Raw genomic sequence first — 20,804 nt, 5'->3', positions numbered from 1 at the left:
TGTTTGGTTTGGGTTTTGATTCCTCATGGGGCGATCGCCACTACGTCAACTAGCGAAGTAATTCTGCACAATTTCTAAGATGCGCTTGGCTGCATGACCATCACCAAAGGGATTAATGGCATTAGCCATTGCATCATAAGCTACTGGATTACTCAATAACTCACTGGCAGCAGAGGCAATAGTTTTGCTGTCAGTACCGACAAGTTTAGCTGTACCCGCCGTGACTGCTTCCGGTCTTTCTGTCGTTTCCCTGAGAACCAGGACTGGCTTACCCAGACTAGGTGCTTCTTCTTGCAAACCGCCCGAATCAGTCAATAAAAAGTGCGATCGCCCGATTGCTCCTACCAATTCGGCATAATCAAGGGGTTCTGTTAAAAATACCCGTGGATGATTCCCTAGTAATGCTTGCAATGGTTCGCGGACTGTGGGATTGCGGTGTAAGGGTAAGAGCAAGGCTGTGTCAGGAAACTTATCTAATATCTGCAAAAATCCTTGAGCGATCGCCTGTAGTGGCTCACCCCAATTTTCCCGTCGATGGACTGTAGCCAATAGCACACGATACTCATCCCAGTTTAAACCAGCTACATCGCAAGCTGGTGTATTGGCGGCTACATATAATAAAGCATCGATTACAGTATTACCAGTTAAGTGAATTTTCCCCAAAACACCAGAACGCTGCAAGTTTTCCACAGCCAGAGTCGTTGGTGCAAAGTGCAACTGGGTAATTTGGGAAATCAACCGCCGATTAGCTTCTTCTGGGTAAGGATTAAATAGTTCATCTGTTCTTAACCCAGCTTCCACATGACCTACAGGAATTTTTTGGTAAAAGGCTGCTAAACTTGCCGCAAAAGCTGTTGTCGTATCTCCTTGTACCAACACCAAATCTGGCTTATTTTGAATAAATAAACCTTCCAAACCGCGTAAACTACGACAAGTAATATCACTTAGAGACTGTTGAGGCTGCATAATCTCTAGGTCATAATCCGCCTTGAGGTTGAACAACTGCATCACTTGCTCAACCATCTCACGATGCTGTCCAGTTAAAATCACTTGCAGCTCAAAGTCTGGAGATTTTTGGAAGACCTGAATTACCGGAGCTAATTTAATGGCTTCGGGGCGTGTCCCTAAGATAATGCAAACTCGTTTTTTATTAGTCATTGGTCATTAGTCAGTAGTCATTAGTTATTAGTCATTAGTTAATCTGATAACTAATAACGTCATAATCCTAACTCTTCTGGAAGACCTAGCATAATATTTAGATTTTGGACGGCCGCACCTGATGCGCCTTTGCCCAAATTATCTAGTCGAGCCACTAACAGCGCTTCTTGCGTATTATCGTTAGCGAAGACGAAAACCTGAACAATATTAGTACCGTTAACTGCCGTTGCGTCTAAAAATGTGCCGTCACGTAACAGGCTAGGGTTGTTAAATGGGGCTACCTGCACAAACTTTTCCCCTTGGTAGTATTGGGCGATCGCTTGATGAATCTCTTCACCCGATGGCGGATTGTCCAAAGTCCACAGAGGTAAGGGTATTTGCACCAACATTCCCTGCTCGAAGTCACCCACCGCAGGGATAAACAATGGTGGTGATGCTAACCCAGAATGCTGGTGCATCTCTTTAACGTGCTTATGACCGAACTGTAAACCATAGATACCGAAGGGATAATCTGAGGTCGCGCTCTTCTGCTGCTCGTGGAAGCTATCATACTTTTGAATCAGGCTCTTACCACCCCCAGAGTAGCCAGATACCGCATTAATTGTTACGGGAAAGCTAGTGGGAAGAATACCTTGAGCTATTAACGGACGTACACAAGCTAGAAACCCTGTAGGATAACACCCTGGATTGCTCACAAACTGAGCATTGGCGATTTTATCTCGCTGTCCTGGGTTCATTTCCGGAAAACCATATACCCAACCTTGAGCCGTGCGATAGGCGGTGCTAGCATCAAGGATTTTCACCTGACTACTGTTAACTAAACTAACAGCCTCCCTCGCTGCATCATCAGGTAAACAAAGAATGGCTACATCGACACAATTGAGTAATTTCGCTCGCTCATCCGCATCTTTGCGCTTCGATGCTGCAATACTAACTAGCTCAATATCATCTCGCTCGTTGAGGCGTGAGTAAATCTGTAAGCCTGTAGTTCCCGCTTCCCCATCAATAAAAATTTTCGGTTTATTCATAATGGCTTCAGCATTTGTATACTGAATTTTACCTTAGGGAATACCAAAAAATAAATTATCCGAAATTGATGGTTTGGTAGGGTGCGTCAGCATGAATAATTTCTGCGTATAGTTAGGGTATATCGCACTGACGCACCCTACATTTGAGATATTTTTTAGGGCATAGCACAAAAATGATAGAGTGCTTAATACTAATCCCAGACAATTTTTCCGATAAAAAATCAGATTTTTCTTAACAGATGAGTAATACACAAGCTTGGTATATTGTCAAGCAAAATACTGGTAGCTGTGACATCATCCCCAGCGAAAAACTTGGGGAGAGTAATTCAGAGTTTGTTGAACAATGGGGGCCTTTTGACTCACGAGAAGATGCGATCGCCCGTCGCATTGGATTAATTAGGGCTGGCAAGTGCCAACCACAGTAATTTTAAGGAGTGTGGGGAAATTGATTCCCCATTCACTAAATTTCCTCACTTCTTTTCTGCTGTTGGCGTACCTTTGGCAGCAATCTGTTTACCTAAGATTTCCAATGCTTTCGCAAATTGCAAATCATCCTTTGTGCCGAGTTTTTCGCGCTCACGTAGCCATAAATCTTGGCGTTGGGCATCGGTTAATTCTACTTTCACATCGGGATCGATGCCATGCTTGTTAATATCCCTGTCATTGGGAGTTAGATATTTGGCGATTGTTACTGCCAATCCTGAGCCATCATCTAGAGGACGGACTGATTGCACCAAGCCCTTACCAAAAGTTTGAGTACCTACAATAACAGCACGCTTATTATCTTGCAATGCACCGGAGAGAATTTCGCTAGCGCTGGCCGAACCTTTATCCACCAAAATTACTAAAGGTTTGTTTGTCAAAGCGCGTCCGTTCGCCACTTCTCTTTCTCGTTCTCCCTGGCGGTCAACAGTAGAGACAATTGTGCCTTTATCCATCCACATCCGCGCAATTTCCACACTGGAGAAAAGCAAACCGCCCGGATTACCGCGTAAATCTAGAATATAACCAGCTACTTGTTGTTTTTCTAAATTTTTGATGGCTTCCTGCATCTCTTTACTGGCATTAGCACTGAACTGGTTCAGGCGAATGTAGCCTACTTTACCAACAGAGGTTGGCTTTTGAGAATAGCGCACCGGATGAATTTCAATCCGCGCCCTTGTGATTTTAAATTGTTTTTCTTGATTGTTGCGCTGAATTGTCAAGGTTACTTGTGAGCCTGCTGTACCTCGAATCAAATTGACAGCTTGATTAGTATCCATCCCTTTGGTGCTTTTGCCGTCAATTTTGAGGATGACATCTTTAGCTAAAATTCCAGCTTTAAAAGCTGGGGTGTCTTCAATTGGTGCAATCACTACCAATTGCTTAGTTTTTTCATCCTGACTGATGGTGATCCCAATCCCTGTAAGTTCTCCAGAGGTATCCACCTGCATATTCTTGAATTCCTGAGGATCCATAAACCGGGTGTACGGATCATTCAGGCGTTTGAGCATTTCCCGTATGGACTTATAAGCTTCCTGCTGGTTACTGTAGGACTTGTTTAAGTATTCCTTACGAACAGCCTGCCAATCCACTTGGTTAAAAGTGCCGTCTACGTATTGACGCTGAACGATTTGCCATACTTCATCTACCAGTTCCTTGGGACTTGCTTTAAATAAAGCCTGACCGCGCGAGTGGATGCCAAGGCTAGTAACTGCGATCGTGGAGAGTGTCACTGCCGTAGCACCCAAAACAAGCCTACTTTTTGTAATCACCATAATGACAGCTGCGTCAGAGGGAAAGATTTATAGTCAGTATGCTCAATCTAACACAGGGTAAAGTGTAACGACCGAGTATGTATTCCTAACTTCATCAAAATACTTTGTAATCCGGCGACCTAGCCGATTGTTGTTTACAGAAAGTTTATGAATAAATGTGGGAGTAGGGAGTTATTACTTCCCTCTGCTCCCCTACTTACTCTAAGGATCTACCCAGCGACCATCAGCTTTAATGAGGTTAATTAATTCCTCAACGCCTTTATCTTCTGGAACTTTTTTAATTTCTTCTCTGCCACGATATAAAGAAATGTAACCAGGAGTTTTACCTACATAACCGTAGTCAGCATCAGCCATCTCTCCTGGGCCGTTGACAATACAACCCATGACAGCAATGTCTAGTCCTGTGAGGTGTTTAGTAGATTCACGTACTTTATGTAATACTTCTTCTAAGTTAAATAAAGTACGCCCGCAGGAAGGACAGGCTACATATTCCACCATTGTTTTCCGCAAACCTAAAGCTTGCAGAATGCTGTAACAGACCGGAATTTCTTTTTCTGGTGCTTCTGTCAGGGAGACGCGAATCGTATCACCGATACCATCGGCTAATAATGTGGCAATACCTGCTGTGGATTTAATCCGTCCATATTCACCATCGCCAGCTTCGGTGACACCTAAATGTAAGGGATAATCCATGCCTAAATCATCCATGCGTTTAGCCATGAGGCGATAGGCGGCTACCATCACGGGAACTCGTGAGGCTTTCATGGAAATGACGATATTGCGGAAGTCTAGAGATTCGCAGATGCGAATAAATTCTAAGGCAGATTCCACCATGCCTTCTGGAGTATCGCCGTAGGTAAATAACATTCTCTCAGCGAGAGAACCATGATTGACACCAATACGCATGGCTTTACCTTGGTCGCGCAGAGTAATTACCAAGGGTGCGAGAGTTTCGCGGATTTTTTCGCCAATTTCTTCAAATTCGGCTTGAGTATATTCAGTTCTATTGGTGTTGGGTTTCTCAAACACATACAAGCCGGGATTTATCCGTACTTTTTCGATATGTTTGGCAACTTCCAGGGCAATTTTCATCCCATTATGATGTACGTCAGCAACAATTGGCACATCTTGGTAAGTTGTAATGAGTTTTTGTTTAATTTCTGCCAACGCTACGGCGTGAGCTATGCTTGGCACTGTGACACGGACGATTTCACAGCCAATTTCGTGCAAGCGCCGAATAGCGGCTACGGAACCGTCGATATCAAGAGTGTCTTCGTTAATCATCGACTGCACCACCACAGGGTAACCACCGCCGATGGTGACATTACCCACTTTTACTGGACGGGTTTTCCGACGCTTGATTGTCGTATCAAATGTGCTTTGGTTGGCTGTATTACTGGATGTTGTGGGTGTCGGCAGAGTTTGCATAACCTTAATTAGGTGGATTTGCTGTAGTTAAAATATCAGATTTAAAAGCCTATGTTTCTCAGAGTGCCACAGTGGGAGCTTTTTTGAACCATGAAATGGAAAAAATCATGATGAAGAAAGGTAATTGTTAACTGTTAACTGTTGACTGTTGACTGTTAACAGTCAACAGCCCTCACGATGGATTGTGGGACTTAAAAGCAGAATAGCTTATTGCGATCGCCTCTTTATTACGAAGAATCCCGATCAGGTTAAACTATTCTGATAAAACTGTTACTTGCCGAAGCGATGAGCCTCTGCATAAACCCTCAATGCTCAAAACCCCAAAACCCTGATAATGTCCTGTTTTGTCAGACTTGTGGTTCAGAATTACTCCTGGAAGGACGCTACCGAGTAGTTAGTGTTCTGGGAAGTGGTGGCTTTGGTAAAACTTTTGCAGTCAACGATACACGTACTCAAACAGCAAAAGTCCTCAAAGTCCTAATTAATAATCATCCCAAAGCGGTGGAGCTATTTCAACGAGAAGCCCAAGTATTAGCTCTACTCAATCACCCTGGAATCCCGACAGTAGAAGCAAATGGTTATTTTGTGTATTTTCCGCGAAATATTCAAGAACCAATGCACTGTCTGATCATGGAAAAAATTGAGGGTTTAGATTTAGGTGAATATTTAAGGCAAAGAGATTATCGACCCATTGACCAAAAGTTAGCTTTGCAATGGTTCAAAGAAGTCGTGACCATTCTCCATCAAGTCCATCAGCAAGGCTTGTTTCATCGAGATATTAAACCATCAAATATTATGTTGAGGGCGGATGGTCGTCTGGTGTTGATAGACTTTGGTACAGCGCGGTCAGTGACGGGGACTTACATAGCCAAGCAAGCGGTAGGACAGGTTACAGGTGTTATTTCGGCAGGTTACACACCTTCAGAACAAATTAACGGTCAAGCGGTACAGCAATCAGATTTTTTTGCTTTGGGACGTACCTTCATTTATTTATTAACAGGAAAAGAGCCATCTGACCCAACAATTTATAATTATTTAAATGATGAACTACACTGGCGTGATGGGCTACTGTCTACTGGAAGTAATAGTGGTACGCCTACAGTAGGCGATCGCACAAATATTCTGCCACAGTTTGCAGATTTACTCGATCAAATGATGGAGCGTTTGCCTGGTCAACGCCCACAAAATACCCATATAATTTTGCAACGGTTAGCAGATATTGAAAAAAATTTGCAACCACTTCCACCACCTCCACCAAAACCGAAAGGATGGACGAGACGACGGTTAATTACAGTAGTTGGCTTCAGTGGTCTAGGGTTAACCGGGGCTTTAGCTATATCTAGATTATTACCAAAGACGACTGTTATTGTGTCTCAAGAAGGCGGTGGCGACTATAAAACTATTAGTGCAGCCATAGAAAATGCTCAACCAGGGATGCGTGTTTTAGTACGTCCTGGTCTCTATCAAGAAAGTTTAGTACTCGACAAAGCATTAAAAATTATTGGTGATGGGGCGAAGGCGGAAATTATCATCGAAAGTAAAGGTGCAGGTTGTCTTGTAGTGAAAACTGACCAAGCCGAAGTCAGAGGCTTAACTTTCCGTAGTCGTGCGGGAACGGAAAATAAGCAATATTTTGCTGTGGATATATCCCAAGGACAGATAATTTTAGCAGACTGTGATATTACATCTGATTCATTGTCGGGAATTGGTGTTCATGGCGCTACAGCTAACCCAGTCATTCAAAAATGCCAAATTCACGATGGTAAACAAAGTGGAATTTATCTGTATGAAAATAGTCGCGGAACAATAGAAGATTGTGATTTCTTTGGGAATACAACCACGGAAATCACCGTTGATGCAGCGCAACCGATAATTCGTCGTTGCAAAATACACCAAGATAAAGAAGGCGGTATTTTATTTCGTAATCAGGCTCAGGGAATTGTAGAAGATTGCGATATTTTCAACAATAATCTATCCGGCATAGAAATTAGGGATAGTAGTAACCCCATCATTCAAAAATGCCGAATCCACGATAACCAACAAGGTGATGGTATATTAGTTCACCTTGATGGACGCGGGACAGTGGAAGACTGCAATATCTTCAGTAATGGTTTTTCTGGTGTAGAAATTAGAGACAGGGGAAATCCTGTAATTCGCAGATCTAGTATCAATAAGAATAAATATTATGGTGTGTACGTGTACAAAAATAGTATGGGTACAGTGGAAAATTGTGATTTAACTGGTAATATTCGCAGTGCTATTAATGTCGATGAAACTTCTCAGTTACAGCGTAGCGGCAATGTAGAGTAGGTACCAATTCCAACACATATTCTCAGTATTCCAAACTACACAATATTATATCAGTACAATCATGAGCAACGTTCCCCAAGCTGGACAGCCAGCACCTGATTTCTCAACTCCTGACCAGAACGGTAATTTAGTTAGCCTGAATGATTTTCATGGTCAATGGGTTGTTATATATTTCTACCCCAAAGATGATACCCCTGGATGTACCACGGAAGCCAAAGATTTCACAGGTTTACATCAGCAATTCAATCAATTAGGAGCCAAAATTTTAGGTGTCAGTCCCGATTCTGGTAAGGCACACTGCAAATTTATTGACAAACATAATTTATCGATTACCCTATTAAGTGACCCAGAACATCAACTAATAGAAGCCTATGGTGCTTGGCGGTTAAAGAAATTTATGGGCAAAGAATATATGGGTGTAGTGCGTTCAACTTTTCTGATATCAAGTGATGGCATCATCGCCTATACTTGGCCTAATGTCAAAACTAAAGGTCACGCTCAGGCGGTATTAAATAAGTTGCAAGAATTAATTAATAGTTAAATTAGATGGCTAAAACTATCAATCTAAGTAAATAATTATTGCCTGATACTACGCTTTGTATATTTTTATAATAGATACTATTTTACAAAAATTGTACTTACAATAAATAGTAAGCTTTCTATTATCTGAACTATGGTTCAATTTGTCCAAGCACAAAATATCGGCATTGCCTATCTAGAAGAAAGATTTGGTCTGCAAATATCAAAGGATGAAAATTTTTTCAGAGAATGGTTCGAGTCATTACCGGAAATTACAGATGTAGAAAAGCAATATCTAGATAGAGTTAAAAACAATTTCCTGAATTTAGTACAAAGACCACCAATTCTAGAGAATGCTGTCAAAATGGTGGTTTTATCTCCATTATTAGATTTGGCAGGATTTTATAGTCAGCCATTTTCTATTGCTACCGAAGAATCTATAGAAATTTCTGTAGAAGACGAAGAAGAAATTATCAGGGGACGAATAGATGTTTTAGTAATTCAAGAACAATTTTGGCTGCTAGTAATAGAGTCTAAAAGAGCTAGTTTCTCTCTTTTAGAAAATATTCCGCAAGCATTAGCTTATATGCTAGCAAACCCTAACCAAGAAAAACCCGTATTTGGATTACTGACTAATGGCAGCCATTTTCTTTTTTTGAAAGTAAATAGTTCAAATACGCCAATTTATGGCATATCTGATGAATTTACGCTTCTAAAACGAAAAAATGAACTATATGAAGTTCTCGCAATATTAAAAAAATTAAGTCAAATATTACGTTAATACTTATGTCTAATCGTCCTATATATCTTGATTGTCACGCTACCACACCTCTGGATGAACAAGTATTAGCAGCAATGCTACCTTACTTTAGAGAAAAATTTGGCAACCCGGCTAGTATCGGTCATATTTATGGTTGGGAAGCAGAAGCGGCTGTGAAACAAGCACGGGAAATTTTAGCGACAGCAATTAATGCTAGCCCAGAAGAAATTGTCTTTACTAGTGGGGCAACGGAAGCGAATAATTTAGCTATTAAAGGTGTGGCTGAGGCTTATTTTACCAAGGGTCAGCATATTATCACTGTTGGAACGGAACATCATGCTGTACTTGATCCTTGTGAATATTTAAAAACACTTGGTTTTGAGATAACTATTTTGCCAGTCCAAGCAGATGGGTTAATTGATTTAGCGCAATTAGAAAAAGCGTTGCGTCCTGAGACAATTTTAGTATCGGTGATGGCTGCTAATAACGAAATTGGGGTGTTGCAACCTTTGGCGAAAATTGGGGAAATATGCCGCACTCACAATATAATTTTTCACACAGATGCAGCCCAAGCTATTGGCAAAATTCCTCTAGACGTGCAAGCGATGAACATCGATTTGATGTCTTTGACAGCCCACAAAGTTTACGGGCCTAAGGGTATTGGTGCATTATACGTCCGCAGGCGCAATCCTAGAGTCCAACTCGCACCTCAGCAGCATGGCGGCGGACATGAACGAGGGATGCGTTCTGGGACGTTGTACACACCGCAAATTGTCGGTTTTGCCAAAGCTGTAGAAATCGCCCTCGCAGAACAGACAATGGAAAATCAGCGCCTTACCCAGTTAAGGGATAGATTATGGTCACAAATCTCACAACTGGAAGGAATACACCTCAACGGACATCCCACCCAGAGACTAGCCGGAAACTTGAATATCAGCATTGAAGGTGTTGACGGCGCTGCACTCCAGTTGGGTTTACAGCCTGTTGTGGCTGTGTCTTCTGGTTCTGCTTGTTCCTCCACCAAAACTGCACCCTCCCACGTCCTCACAGCCTTAGGAAGTCGAGAAAAACTAGCCTATGCTTCTATTCGCTTCGGTATTGGACGCTTTAATACAGCAGAAGAAATTGATATAGTAGCGAAACACGCGATCGCTACTATTCAAAGTTTACGCAAACAAGCAACTTTGGTATAAGAAGAAACTTATTCCCAACCGTCAACTAATAAGGGTCTGAATCGAACCTCCCCCGCTTCACACTCCTGAAGTAGTAACCCCTAGCTGGTGGATTATTCAAATCAAAAGTGTCGCCACAGGGGACGCGCCAGATTTTGTAGTCGGAATATGTGAGTGGGGTTCGGGGTTTGCAGATTTCTGGGGGATGGTCGCCTAAGACGAAATAAGCGGCATTTCTCCCCAAGACTTTTGCCTTACCATATTTATCTACAACAACTGATGTCTCCTCACTAATGGCTATTCCTAAAGCACTTCTAGACACACCATCTTGAATTTGTCTGGCGATAAAAGCCATGATTCGTCCCATGCGTTTACGGCTATCAAAGTGGGTGTCGATAATGGTTCCTCGCAAATGAGACCATTGGAAGAAGTTGTAGGTAAAGGTAATGTTTTGGTAAGGGTCTTCAAGTGCGTCTTTTGTTTCGATGGGGTCTTCGCAAGCACAAGCGTCGTAGATAAAATCACTCATAATCATTGCCCCGGCGCTAGTGCCACCAACGGCTCCACCTCTGCGGTAAACTGACGCTACAGCTTTCTCTAACTTGGTGTTTTTCCAGCTACGAATATATTGACATTGGTCGCCACCTGCGAAGAAAACTACTCCAGAGTTGAGGACTTTCTGGACAATATCATCTCTGTTAGCATCTTGGCGATTGCTGATAACCAGTGTCTGCACTGAGTTTACGCCGGACATTCGATAAATCAGGTGATTGTAGTCATTTCCGCCGTAAGCGCGGAGAACAACAACGTTAACCTTAGCGGTTCCCCTGACTTGGTTAATCATCCACTGAATAGCCGCTTCCACATCCGGGCCGCCCCCACCTAAGTTAAGGACAGGGCCAGCTAGGGCAGGAAGAACCTCGACAGTGTTGCCCTGAAACAAGAGTTTCAGGTATGCTGTAAGGCGGGATATAAAATTCTTCCACCACTTTGCTATATTTGGGAATGCCCTTGTCATACGAATCTTTTGGAGCAAACTGCAACTATTGCTTAATTTCGCACTCCAAAGGCTAAAATTCCCAGCGTACAGGGCTTGTACTGTTTGTTAGCGCTGGATCACGCCGAGTAATTATTGATTCCCTGAGTTCCTCTGCGAAAACCTCAGATCATCTTTACATTTTGTTACCATTCAACTTGCGATCGCTCTTTCACCACTCGTTGATAAACAGCTTGGGTTTGTTGGGCTAATTTCGGCCAGCTAAAGCGATGTTCCAAATCCTTATAGGCGTTATCAATCAGCCATTGACTATAACCCGGATTTTTTAAAACTTCCAGAATTCCCCAAGCCAAAGAATCGTGGTTATTCACCCAAGTTACGATACCTGTTCGGGTATGCTGCACTACCTCAGGGAAGCCGCCTGTATCGGACACCACTACGGGAACCCGCGAGGCGAAGCTTTCTAAAGCTACAATCCCAAAGGGTTCGTAAAGGCTGGGAAATACTGCACAATCAGCCACAGTTTGGAATTTGTCCAAATAGTCATCGGAAAGAAAACCGGTAAAGTAACATTTGTGCCAAATTCCTAAATCCCAAGCCTGACGTTTAAGATTGTCAGTATTACCACCACCGACAATCACAAATTTCACGTAGCCGCCCATCTCTGATAGAACTTTGGGCGCTGCATTGAGTAAATTTGATACACCTTTTTCATAGGTCATGCGACCAACATAGTAGACAATCTTTTCATGGTCTTCCGCAAATTGACGACGAAAATCTTGAGCATGAAAATCTTCGTGGTGCTGTTTCTTTTCTGGTCGGATACCGTTATAAATCACATCGATTTTATCCCAGGGACTTTCTAAGGTGCGCTCTACTTCTTGGCGCATATAGTTGGTACAGACGATAATTCGCCAGGCGTTGTAGGCTAGTAAGTTTTCTTTACCGTGAATATAGCGTTGGGTGTCGTTGTGAATACCGTTGTAGCGTCCGTATTCTGTGGCGTGGATGGTAGCAATCAGGGGAATTTTAAAGTTATGCTTGAGAGCGATCGCAGCATCTCCCACTAGCCAATCATGGGCATGGATTAAATCAAACGGCCCTTCCTCAGCAATTAACTTCCCACCGTGATGTCCCATGCTTTGGTTCAAATTGACTACCCAGTGAAAAAAGTCATTACTATAAGATACTGGTACTCGATGTACGTGTATTCCCTCCACGACTTCGTACATCGATGCTTGACCAACTTCTACCGTAATCAGATGGATTTCATGCCCCAGCTTTACCAGTTCAGGGTATAGTTCCGCTACATGACGAGCAATACCGCCAACTATTCTCGGTGGAAATTCCCAACTTAGTACCAATATCTTCATTGACTAGACTCCCCAATGCTTTCAGCACTTAAAAATTCAGAAAATTCCTAACGGTCAGCATTTTGGCTTTTGTGACCTTGGAATGTAAAAAAACGTTAGCTGATAAATATCTAAAAATATGAGATTGACACTTACACAGGATTTGGTTACTAAAATTTTCGGATTTTTTTACATTTTTTGCGATTTTGGTGAGAAAAAGTTATGAGAGCTTTGATGAAGGTCTTTAGATTAGCCGATCAAAGCCAATGTAAAATGAAGTCTCTTACCCCCCACCAGTGGGTGGAGCGTAAAATCTAAGATATAAAATTAGAAAAGCTTATAGTATACATTTTTCCACTAATAACTATCGAAAGGAACAATTTTAAATTCTGATAGAGTGTAAGTTGCAGAAAATCACGTATTTTTACGTAATCCTATTTGCAACCAGCTTTAGAGATTTTGCAGCGATTACAGTTACCGGATGCTGAAGGTGTGAGGGCGAGTCTTGAGAAGGTGATAGGGAATTCTCGAAGATTTTTGTCGGGCTACACCCCGCTAAAGCTAACACGCAGAAGCGCAGAGAAGAGGGTAAGTGTGTGGTTTAGGTAAATGAGAATTGCTGTAATGAGTGTTTGATACTCGTGAGCGAGTATTTGATACTCGCGGGTGAGTGTTTGATACTCGTGGATGAGTGTTTGATACTCGCGGGTGAGTATTTGATACTCGCGGGTGAGTGTTTGATACTCGTGAGCGAGTGTTTGATACTCGTGGGTGAGTATTTGATACTCGCGGGTGAGTGTTTGAGCTTTGTCGATGAATTTTTACGGCAATTTAGGTGAGAAAATCAAGATATACGCCGAGCGATGTCTACGACGGGCTAAGCCTACGCGCTTTATCATCAGTCTATTGGATATCAAAAAACGCTAGGCGATCGCTACGAAAATAAAATTCTCTATGAAACTACGCTAAATAAAGACTCCACCCACAAGGGGATAGATACTTATGAAGTAGGGAAATCTATGCTTTTTGTTACGGTAATCTTGCCAAGATAAATAAGTTATGTATGATATGTGAGGGATTTTAAATTATGCCAAGAAATATCAATATTTAAAACGTGATACCCTTTGGGTGATTTGATTTACAGGATATTTATTGAGTTAGAAAAGAAGCCAAAAAAAGGTATTATTTGCTACAAGTTGAATTTGGGAAAATATCGTTTTTATTACAACTTTAAAATTCAGTTAGGCGCACAATGGGGGCAGAGAAATAATTACTGTTTATTTGCGCTCGGAGACGAATCATGGTATCGATGTCTACGACCGGCAACGCCCACACAGAAAATGTACAGCATCGGCTGACTGTAGAAACTGTAGAAATTGCCCCTAATACTACGGCGATTCGCTGTCTAGACTGGGATCGCGATCGCTTCGATATCGAATTCGGACTACAAAACGGTACGACTTATAATTCATATCTAATTAGAGGCGAACAAACAGTTTTAGTTGATACTTCTCACCAGAAGTTTCGGGAACTGTATTTAGAAACACTAAAAGGTCTCATCAACCCGAAGGCTATTGATTACATTATTGTCAGTCATACAGAACCAGACCATAGCGGTTTGGTGGAAGATGTGCTGCAATTAGCACCAAGAGCAACTGTTTTGGCTTCTAAGATTGCTTTGCAATTTTTGGAAGGTTTAGTACATGATCCTTTTTCCAAACGGATTGTCAAAAGTGGCGATCGCATCGATATTGGTAAAGGTCACGAAATTGAGTTTGTAAGTGCGCCTAATCTGCACTGGCCTGATACCATTTTTAGCTATGATCGCAAAACCGAAGTTATCTATACTTGCGATGCCTTTGGGATGCACTTCTGCGACAACCGTACTTTTGATGAAGACTTAGAAGCGATTGAAGCTGATTTCAGATTTTACTACGACTGTCTTATGGGGCCAAATGCGCGATCGCTGTTGAATGCGATGAAGCGTATGGGTGAACTGGGCAAAATTAAGATAATCGCTAATGGTCACGGGCCTCTGTTATACCACCATTTGGATGTGTTGACTGAGTGTTACCAAAGCTGGAGCCAAAGACAAGCCAAAGCGGAAACCACCGTCGGTTTATTTTATGTCGCCGACTATGGCTATAGCAACTTACTAGTTCAAGCCATCGGTGAGGGTATCCAAAAAACTGGTGTTGCGGTAGAAATGATTGACCTCAGCACAGCAGAAATCCAAGAAATTCAAGAATTGGCAGGTAGGGCAGCTGGTTTAATTATTGGTATGCCTCCCACAACATCGGTAGCAGCGCAAGCTGGTATTAGTTCCCTGCTATCTGTAGTTAAAGATAAGCAAGCAGTCGGCTTGTTTGAATGCTTCGGTGGCGATGACGAACCTGTTGATACCATCCGCCGCAAATTTATCGATTTGGGTGTGAAAGAAGCCTTCCCCGCGATTCGGATTAAAGACGTTCCTGGCGCATCCGCATATCAATTGTGTACAGAAGCGGGTACAGACTTGGGACAATTGCTGACAAGGGAACGCAACATCAAGCAAATCAAATCTCTCGATGTCAACATGGAAAAGGCATTGGGACGGATTAGCAACGGTCTGTATATTGTCACGACCAAAAAAGGTGACGTTAGCAGCGCCATGTTAGCTTCCTGGGTATCCCAAGCCAGCTTGCAACCATTGGGCTTTACTATTGCCGTAGCTAAAGATAGAGCTATTGATAGCTTAATGCAAATAGGCGATCGCTTCGTCCTCAATGTCTTAGAAGAAGGCAATTACCAAGAACTGAAAAAACAATTTCTCAAGCGTCTCCATCCCGGTGCAGACCGCTTTGCCGGAGTGAGAACCCAAACCGCCAAAAACGGCTCCCCCATCCTCACGGACGCTTTAGCATACATGGAATGCGAAGTCCAAAGCAGCCTAGAATGCAGCGACCACTATATTTTATACTGCACCGTTGAAGACGGTCGCGTTTCCAAACCCGATGGATTGACCGCAGTTCGTCACCGCAAAGTAGGCAACTATTACTAAGAAAGGGGTGAGATTAAATCAGTTAACAGTTAACAGTTAACAGTTATCAGTTAACAGTTAACTGTTTAATCATCCTACTAATCAGCAATGCCTACCCAATCCCCAATATCTATGAACTTAATCCAATCAATTAAAGACTGGGCAAAATCTACCCGGTTTTTGCAATTTTTTGACAAACCTAAAACAAAATCTATGAGCGATTCCAAGCCCCGTGACGTACAGGTTCTGCCGATTGCTACAAACACGAAAGTTCTGAGAGCGCGTAGTTGGTCACGTTTGCGGTTTGAAATTGAATATGCCTTAGAAAGAGGTACTACCTCTAACTCTTATGTAATTGAAGGTGATAAAACGGCAATTATTGACCCGCCTGTAGAAAGCTTCATGAAAATTTATCTCGAAGCATTACAACAGACGGTCAATTTGAAAAAATTGGATTATGTTATTTTGGGTCATTTCAGCCCCAATCGCATACCCACTTTTAAGGCGTTGCTAGAATTGGCTCCCCAGATTACCTTTGTTTGTTCCCTACCGGCGGCGGGTGATTTACGTGCAGCTTTCCCTGATGACAACTTAAATATTTTGGCGATGCGGGGTAAAGAAACCCTGGATTTAGGTAAGGGTCATGTGTTGAAGTTCTTGCCAATTCCTAGTCCCCGATGGCCGGCTGGGCTTTGTACCTACGACGTGCAAACCCAAATTCTCTACACCGATAAGATTTTCGGCGCTCATATCTGTGGCGATGATGTATTTGATGATAACTGGGAATCTTTCAAAGAAGACCAACGTTATTACTTCAACTGTTTGATGGCTCCCCATGCTATCCATGTGGAAGCAGCATTAGAGAAAATCTCTGACTTACAAGTGAGAATGTATGCTGTCGGTCACGGGCCTCTGGTACGTACCAGTTTAATCGCCCTTACGCAAGCATATACAGATTGGAGTAAAGCCCAAAAAGACCGAGAGATTTCCGTTGCCTTACTTTATGCTTCAGCTTACGGTAATACTGCAACTATAGCGCGGGCGATCGCTCTCGGATTAACTAAAGGCGGCGTAGCAGTCAAATCCATCAACTGCGAATTTGCTACACCGGAAGAAATCCAAAGCAATTTAGAACAAGTTGATGCTTTTCTCATCGGTTCCCCTACAATCGGTGGTCATGCACCAACCCCTATTAACACTGCTTTGGGTATTGTCCTCAAAGTTGGCGATAACAACAAACTAGCTGGGGTGTTTGGTTCCTATGGCTGGAGTGGTGAAGCCTTAGACATGATTGAAGGTAAACTACGGGACGCGGGATATCGCTTTGGTTTGGAAACCCTGAAGGTGAAATTTAAGCCAGACGATGTTACCCTCAAATTCTGTGAAGAAGTGGGTACAGACTTCGCCCAAACCTTGAAGAAAGCCAAGAAAGTGCGTGTACCCCAACAAGCCGCTACCCCTGTAGAACAAGCTGTAGGTCGCATTGTCGGCTCAGTTTGTGTCATTACCGCCAAACAAGGCGATGTGTCTACAGGAATGCTTGGTTCTTGGGTATCTCAAGCCACCTTTAACCCACCAGGTTTAACTGTCGCCATTGCGAAAGAACGGGCGATTGAATCCCTTATGTATCCTGGTGGTAAATTTGCCTTGAATATCTTACCTGAAGGCAATCATCTAGAATACATGAAGCATTTCCGCAAAAACTTCGCCCCAGGGGAAGACCGTTTTGCTAACTTCACCACTACAGAAGCTGACAACGGTTGCACTGTTTTAGCTGACGCTTTAGCTTATGTGGAATGCTCGGTTGACCAACGCCTAGAATGTGGCGACCATTGGGTAGTATATGCAACTGTTGACAACGGCAAGTTACTCAAGCCAGATGATGTAACTGCTGTTAATCACCGCAAAACTGGTACTCATTATTAACAGTGTAGGGGTGTAGGGGGGTAAGGGTGTAGGGGTGTAGGGGTTTTCAATACCTAAACCTCTATACCCATATTTTCCTACCTCACAGATGTAGGTTTTTATTGAACCTCACACCCCCATACCCCTATACCCCCATGCCCCCACACCCCTCTCTCAACTAAAGCTACCCGTTTAGTAAATGAGTGTGTAAACTTTATAGAGCAAATAGCTGTAAATATGCCTTAAATGGGCAAAATTATATTTTATAGAAGCTGCTATTAGATTACAAATTCAAGAAAATTTTTTAGCAAAACTATGGAGCAAAGCCAGCCAGAAAAGCGCCACCACCTTGAAGAAGAGTTTCAAGCATTTGAACAAGAATTCCAAGCATCCCTGGAAGAGCTGGAGCATCTTTTACAGGAAAGCTCAACTGAGGATGAAGAAATAACTGCTACACCTACTGATAATATTGGTGAATTTGCAGCTTTGGACGATGAAACTGATATTGATTTAGCAGCCTTGGAAGATGCGGTTGCTGATATTGAAAATTATTTAGAAGAAATCACAAAGTCCAAATAGTCGCTACCCAACACAGCTACGTCAATGTATTACCTATTAAGCGTTTAACTGTCGCTGTACTTCGTACAACATTAAGGCGGATGTAATTGCCACATTCAAAGATTCTACACCAGGACTCAGGGGAATTTTCACTTCCTGGTCTGCCATCGCCGCTAAATCAGGTGACAAGCCAGCGCCTTCATTCCCTAATAAAATTAAACTGGGTTTGTGCCAGTCTATTTCCCAATAAGTTAACTTGGCAGTGGGTAGAGTAGCTACCACCTGCATTCCTGCTTGCTGGCAAAGCTGTACTGTTGCTTTTAAATCTTCACTAACTGCGGTGGCTAAACGAAACCACTGTCCAGCCGAAGCCCGTAGAACTTTCGGGTTATCTAAATCTACACTATCTTGACTCAGCCATAACCCGGAAGCACCAGCCGCCGCCGCCGTGCGAATGATTGTCCCTAAATTACCAGGGTCTTGGATGGTTTCCAAGGCTAAGACTACGCCTGTAAATGGTATTTGGCTTTGGAGTTCGCTACGCTTCGCTGTTGCCACTACCCCATCTGGTTGTACAGTAGTAGCGATCGCCACTAATACTTCTTCACTGACAATCTCCGAGCGATCGCATCGGCTACAAGCATCTTCCCACAATGTTGGATGGTTTGCTTCCCATTCCGGAGTACAACACACCACCTCTAGGGGATAATCCATTGCACAAGCTTCTTCTAACAAGTGCGTCCCTTCCAACAAGAACAGACCTTGTCTATGCCGTTCCTTGGTAGAGTGCAGCTTACGAATTTGCTTTACTAATGAATTTTGTAAACTTGTTAACATTGCTAATGCTGAAGTCTGAATATTTAACAACGTCAGCACTCATAACTCAGCACTGAATTTATGCGGAACCCGGGACTTGAACCCGGAAGCCTTGCGGCACTAGAACCTGAATCTAGCGCGTCTGCCAATTCCGCCAGTTCCGCTTGCGGTTTGTTTATCGACCGTTTTTGATTATTGCCTAATTATTGATCTTTGTCAATCTAAATTATGAGGTTTCTGGACTGTCCACAAGTTGGGTAGCCCGCAGCAAATATGTCTATGGTACTAAAAATAATCATCTTGACATGATTACGCTTTGATAGAAATTAGAGTTGACAAAATGGGAATTATTCATAAGTGGATAATTGCTGATGGCTTAATTTGCAGTAGTGAGGGCATATGACAAGATTTTATTGAGTATTTATTTTTACATAAAAACAATGCTCTGTATTAAGTCGTCGATAAATTTAGTCAAAACCTCTAAACCTTGCTACTAATAGTTTTTAGCCATCAAACTAGACCACAAACATGATTTAGCAGTACAAGACATAACTACAAAAATGTAGACAAATCAAATCTTTACTGTAGAATCAAAACCAACTTCTAACCTAGAAAATACGTGTTTATTTTGGAGGTAGGCTTATTAATACTTCTAGCAGCTTACCAGATGCCAAACTGGTGCCAGAAGCAGACTCCTCAGTCTTGCAAATTTGGGGTGGGCATCCCTTACGGGGTCATGTCAAAATTAGCGGGGCCAAAAATTCAGCATTGGTAATCATGGCTGGAGCCTTGCTTTGTTCAGGAGATTGCCGGATTCGTAACGTTCCCTTATTGGCGGACGTAGAACGAATGGGTGAGGTAATATCGGCGTTGGGTGTACGCTTAACACGACAAGCAGACATCATAGACATCAATGCCAGCGAAATTAAGACATCAAAAGCTCCCTACGAGCTAGTTACCCAGTTACGAGCTAGTTTCTTCGCCATAGGAGCCATTCTGGCAAGGTTAGGCGTAGCACAAATGCCATTACCGGGCGGTTGCGCCATTGGAGCCAGACCCGTTGATCTGCACGTCCGAGGATTGCAAGCAATGGGTGCAGAAGTACAGATTGAACATGGCATTTGTAATGCCTATGTTCCTGGTAGTGGTGGTAGGTTGAAAGGAGCCAAAATTTACCTAGATACTCCCAGTGTGGGAGCGACAGAAACCTTGATGATGGCAGCCACCCTCGCTGATGGCGAAACCATCTTAGAAAACGCTGCACGGGAACCAGAAGTGGTCGATTTGGCTAATTTCTGCAAGGCAATGGGAGCAAATATTCAGGGCGCTGGCACTAGTACAATTACTATTGTTGGTGTCCCTAAGTTACACTCCGTTGACTACAGCATTATTCCTGATCGCATCGAGGCTGGAACCTTCCTCGTTGCCGGAGCCATCACCCGTTCCGAAATTACCCTTTCCTCAGTAGTACCAGATCATTTAATCCCATTAATTGCCAAGTTGCGGGATATTGGCGTAACCATCATCGAGGAAAGTCCAGATTGCTTACGCATTCTTCCTGCCGAAATCCTCAAGGCTACAGATATTGATACCTTGCCCCATCCTGGGTTTCCCACGGATATGCAGGCACCATTTATGGCCTTGTTAACTTTGGCAGAAGGCGACAGCATTATTAACGAATCAGTATTTGAAAATCGCTTGCGCCATGCCTCAGAGTTAAATCGCTTAGGGGCAGATATTCGGGTGAAAGGCAACACTGCTTTTGTACGAGGAGTGCCAATTTTATCCGGTGCGCCAGTCATCGGTACCGACTTACGAGCATCAGCCGCGTTAGTCATAGCTGGATTAGCCGCCGAAGGTAAAACCACAATTCAGGGCTTACATCATCTTGATCGGGGCTACGATCAAATTGATGTAAAGTTGCAACAATTGGGAGCTAAAATCCTCCGAGTACGCGAAGAGTCAGCGAATGCTGAAGTAGCCGCTAATAACAATGCGTCGCCAGCATCGATTTCTACTTAGGTA

At 42.9% G+C, this 20,804-nt stretch carries 16 protein-coding genes and 1 tRNA gene; 9 read left to right on the top strand and 8 right to left on the bottom strand.

What is annotated here, in order from left to right; genetic code table 11:
• Nucleotides 1–45: 45 nt before the first annotated feature.
• Together wecB and argC are read right to left on the bottom strand one after the other, a co-directional pair.
• On the bottom strand, nt 46–1,158 hold the full coding sequence (gene wecB, locus H6G14_RS02510; RefSeq protein WP_190565581.1) for a non-hydrolyzing UDP-N-acetylglucosamine 2-epimerase: 1,113 nt from the start codon (nt 1,156–1,158) through the stop codon (nt 46–48).
• Between the two features lie 59 nt (nt 1,159–1,217).
• On the bottom strand, nt 1,218–2,186 hold the full coding sequence (gene argC / locus H6G14_RS02505) for an N-acetyl-gamma-glutamyl-phosphate reductase (RefSeq protein ID WP_190565580.1): 969 nt from the start codon (nt 2,184–2,186) through the stop codon (nt 1,218–1,220).
• A 239-nt stretch (nt 2,187–2,425) separates the two neighbouring features.
• Between argC and H6G14_RS02500 the strand changes: the two genes are divergently transcribed.
• Nucleotides 2,426–2,611, top strand: a complete 186-nt coding sequence (locus H6G14_RS02500; RefSeq protein WP_190565579.1) for a transposase — start codon at nt 2,426–2,428, stop codon at nt 2,609–2,611.
• 45 nt (nt 2,612–2,656) lie between these two features.
• Here H6G14_RS02500 and ctpC read toward each other — a convergent pair whose 3' ends face one another.
• Both ctpC and ispG read right to left on the bottom strand, forming a co-directional pair.
• Entirely contained in the window at nt 2,657–3,943 is a 1,287-nt protein-coding gene (gene ctpC / locus H6G14_RS02495; RefSeq protein WP_190565578.1) for a carboxyl-terminal processing protease CtpC, read from the bottom strand.
• Between the two features lie 201 nt (nt 3,944–4,144).
• Nucleotides 4,145–5,371 (bottom strand): (E)-4-hydroxy-3-methylbut-2-enyl-diphosphate synthase, encoded by a 1,227-nt coding sequence (gene ispG, locus H6G14_RS02490; protein WP_011317317.1) that lies wholly within the window; start codon nt 5,369–5,371, stop codon nt 4,145–4,147.
• Nucleotides 5,372–5,656: 285 nt separating this feature from the next.
• Between ispG and H6G14_RS02485 the strand changes: the two genes are divergently transcribed.
• The 4 genes from H6G14_RS02485 to H6G14_RS02470 all read left to right on the top strand — a co-directional run bounded on the left by H6G14_RS02485 (nt 5,657) and on the right by H6G14_RS02470 (nt 10,153).
• Nucleotides 5,657–7,681, top strand: a complete 2,025-nt coding sequence (locus H6G14_RS02485) for a right-handed parallel beta-helix repeat-containing protein (protein WP_190565577.1) — start codon at nt 5,657–5,659, stop codon at nt 7,679–7,681.
• 61 nt (nt 7,682–7,742) lie between these two features.
• Complete coding sequence (gene bcp, locus H6G14_RS02480) at nt 7,743–8,222, top strand: thioredoxin-dependent thiol peroxidase (protein WP_190565576.1); 480 nt, start codon at nt 7,743–7,745, stop codon at nt 8,220–8,222.
• A gap of 132 nt (nt 8,223–8,354) precedes the next feature.
• A complete protein-coding gene (locus H6G14_RS02475; RefSeq protein WP_190565575.1) occupies nt 8,355–8,981 on the top strand; it encodes a type I restriction endonuclease in 627 nt (208 codons plus the stop codon).
• 5 nt (nt 8,982–8,986) lie between these two features.
• Complete coding sequence (locus tag H6G14_RS02470; RefSeq protein ID WP_190565574.1) at nt 8,987–10,153, top strand: cysteine desulfurase family protein; 1,167 nt, start codon at nt 8,987–8,989, stop codon at nt 10,151–10,153.
• A gap of 25 nt (nt 10,154–10,178) precedes the next feature.
• Here the strand turns inward: H6G14_RS02470 and H6G14_RS02465 are convergent, their stop codons facing one another.
• Complete coding sequence (locus H6G14_RS02465; protein WP_190565573.1) at nt 10,179–11,150, bottom strand: cyanophycinase; 972 nt, start codon at nt 11,148–11,150, stop codon at nt 10,179–10,181.
• Between the two features lie 164 nt (nt 11,151–11,314).
• Nucleotides 11,315–12,502, bottom strand: coding sequence for a glycosyltransferase family 4 protein (locus H6G14_RS02460; protein WP_190565572.1), 1,188 nt, complete (start codon nt 12,500–12,502; stop codon nt 11,315–11,317).
• Nucleotides 12,503–13,781: 1,279 nt separating this feature from the next.
• Between H6G14_RS02460 and H6G14_RS02455 the strand changes: the two genes are divergently transcribed.
• The 3 genes from H6G14_RS02455 to H6G14_RS02445 all read left to right on the top strand — a co-directional run bounded on the left by H6G14_RS02455 (nt 13,782) and on the right by H6G14_RS02445 (nt 17,984).
• Nucleotides 13,782–15,521, top strand: a complete 1,740-nt coding sequence (locus H6G14_RS02455; protein WP_190565571.1) for a diflavin flavoprotein — start codon at nt 13,782–13,784, stop codon at nt 15,519–15,521.
• A gap of 192 nt (nt 15,522–15,713) precedes the next feature.
• Nucleotides 15,714–17,426, top strand: coding sequence for a diflavin flavoprotein (locus H6G14_RS02450; RefSeq protein ID WP_190565570.1), 1,713 nt, complete (start codon nt 15,714–15,716; stop codon nt 17,424–17,426).
• 294 nt (nt 17,427–17,720) lie between these two features.
• Nucleotides 17,721–17,984, top strand: coding sequence for a hypothetical protein (locus H6G14_RS02445; protein ID WP_190565569.1), 264 nt, complete (start codon nt 17,721–17,723; stop codon nt 17,982–17,984).
• A gap of 36 nt (nt 17,985–18,020) precedes the next feature.
• Here H6G14_RS02445 and H6G14_RS02440 read toward each other — a convergent pair whose 3' ends face one another.
• Entirely contained in the window at nt 18,021–18,800 is a 780-nt protein-coding gene (locus H6G14_RS02440; RefSeq protein ID WP_190565568.1) for a TrmH family RNA methyltransferase, read from the bottom strand.
• A 61-nt stretch (nt 18,801–18,861) separates the two neighbouring features.
• A tRNA-Leu gene (locus H6G14_RS02435) sits at nt 18,862–18,943 on the bottom strand.
• Nucleotides 18,944–19,457: 514 nt separating this feature from the next.
• Between H6G14_RS02435 and murA the strand changes: the two genes are divergently transcribed.
• Nucleotides 19,458–20,801: a UDP-N-acetylglucosamine 1-carboxyvinyltransferase gene (gene murA / locus H6G14_RS02430; RefSeq protein ID WP_190565567.1), complete on the top strand. Its 1,344-nt coding sequence runs from the start codon at nt 19,458–19,460 to the stop codon at nt 20,799–20,801.
• Nucleotides 20,802–20,804 lie beyond the last annotated feature (3 nt).

It is taken from the genome of Nostoc parmelioides FACHB-3921, assembly GCF_014696625.1.
GTDB lineage: Bacteria > Cyanobacteriota > Cyanobacteriia > Cyanobacteriales > Nostocaceae > Trichormus > Trichormus parmelioides.
Note: the sequence above shows the minus strand (reverse complement) of the source record. Positions and strands in the feature narration are given on the sequence as shown.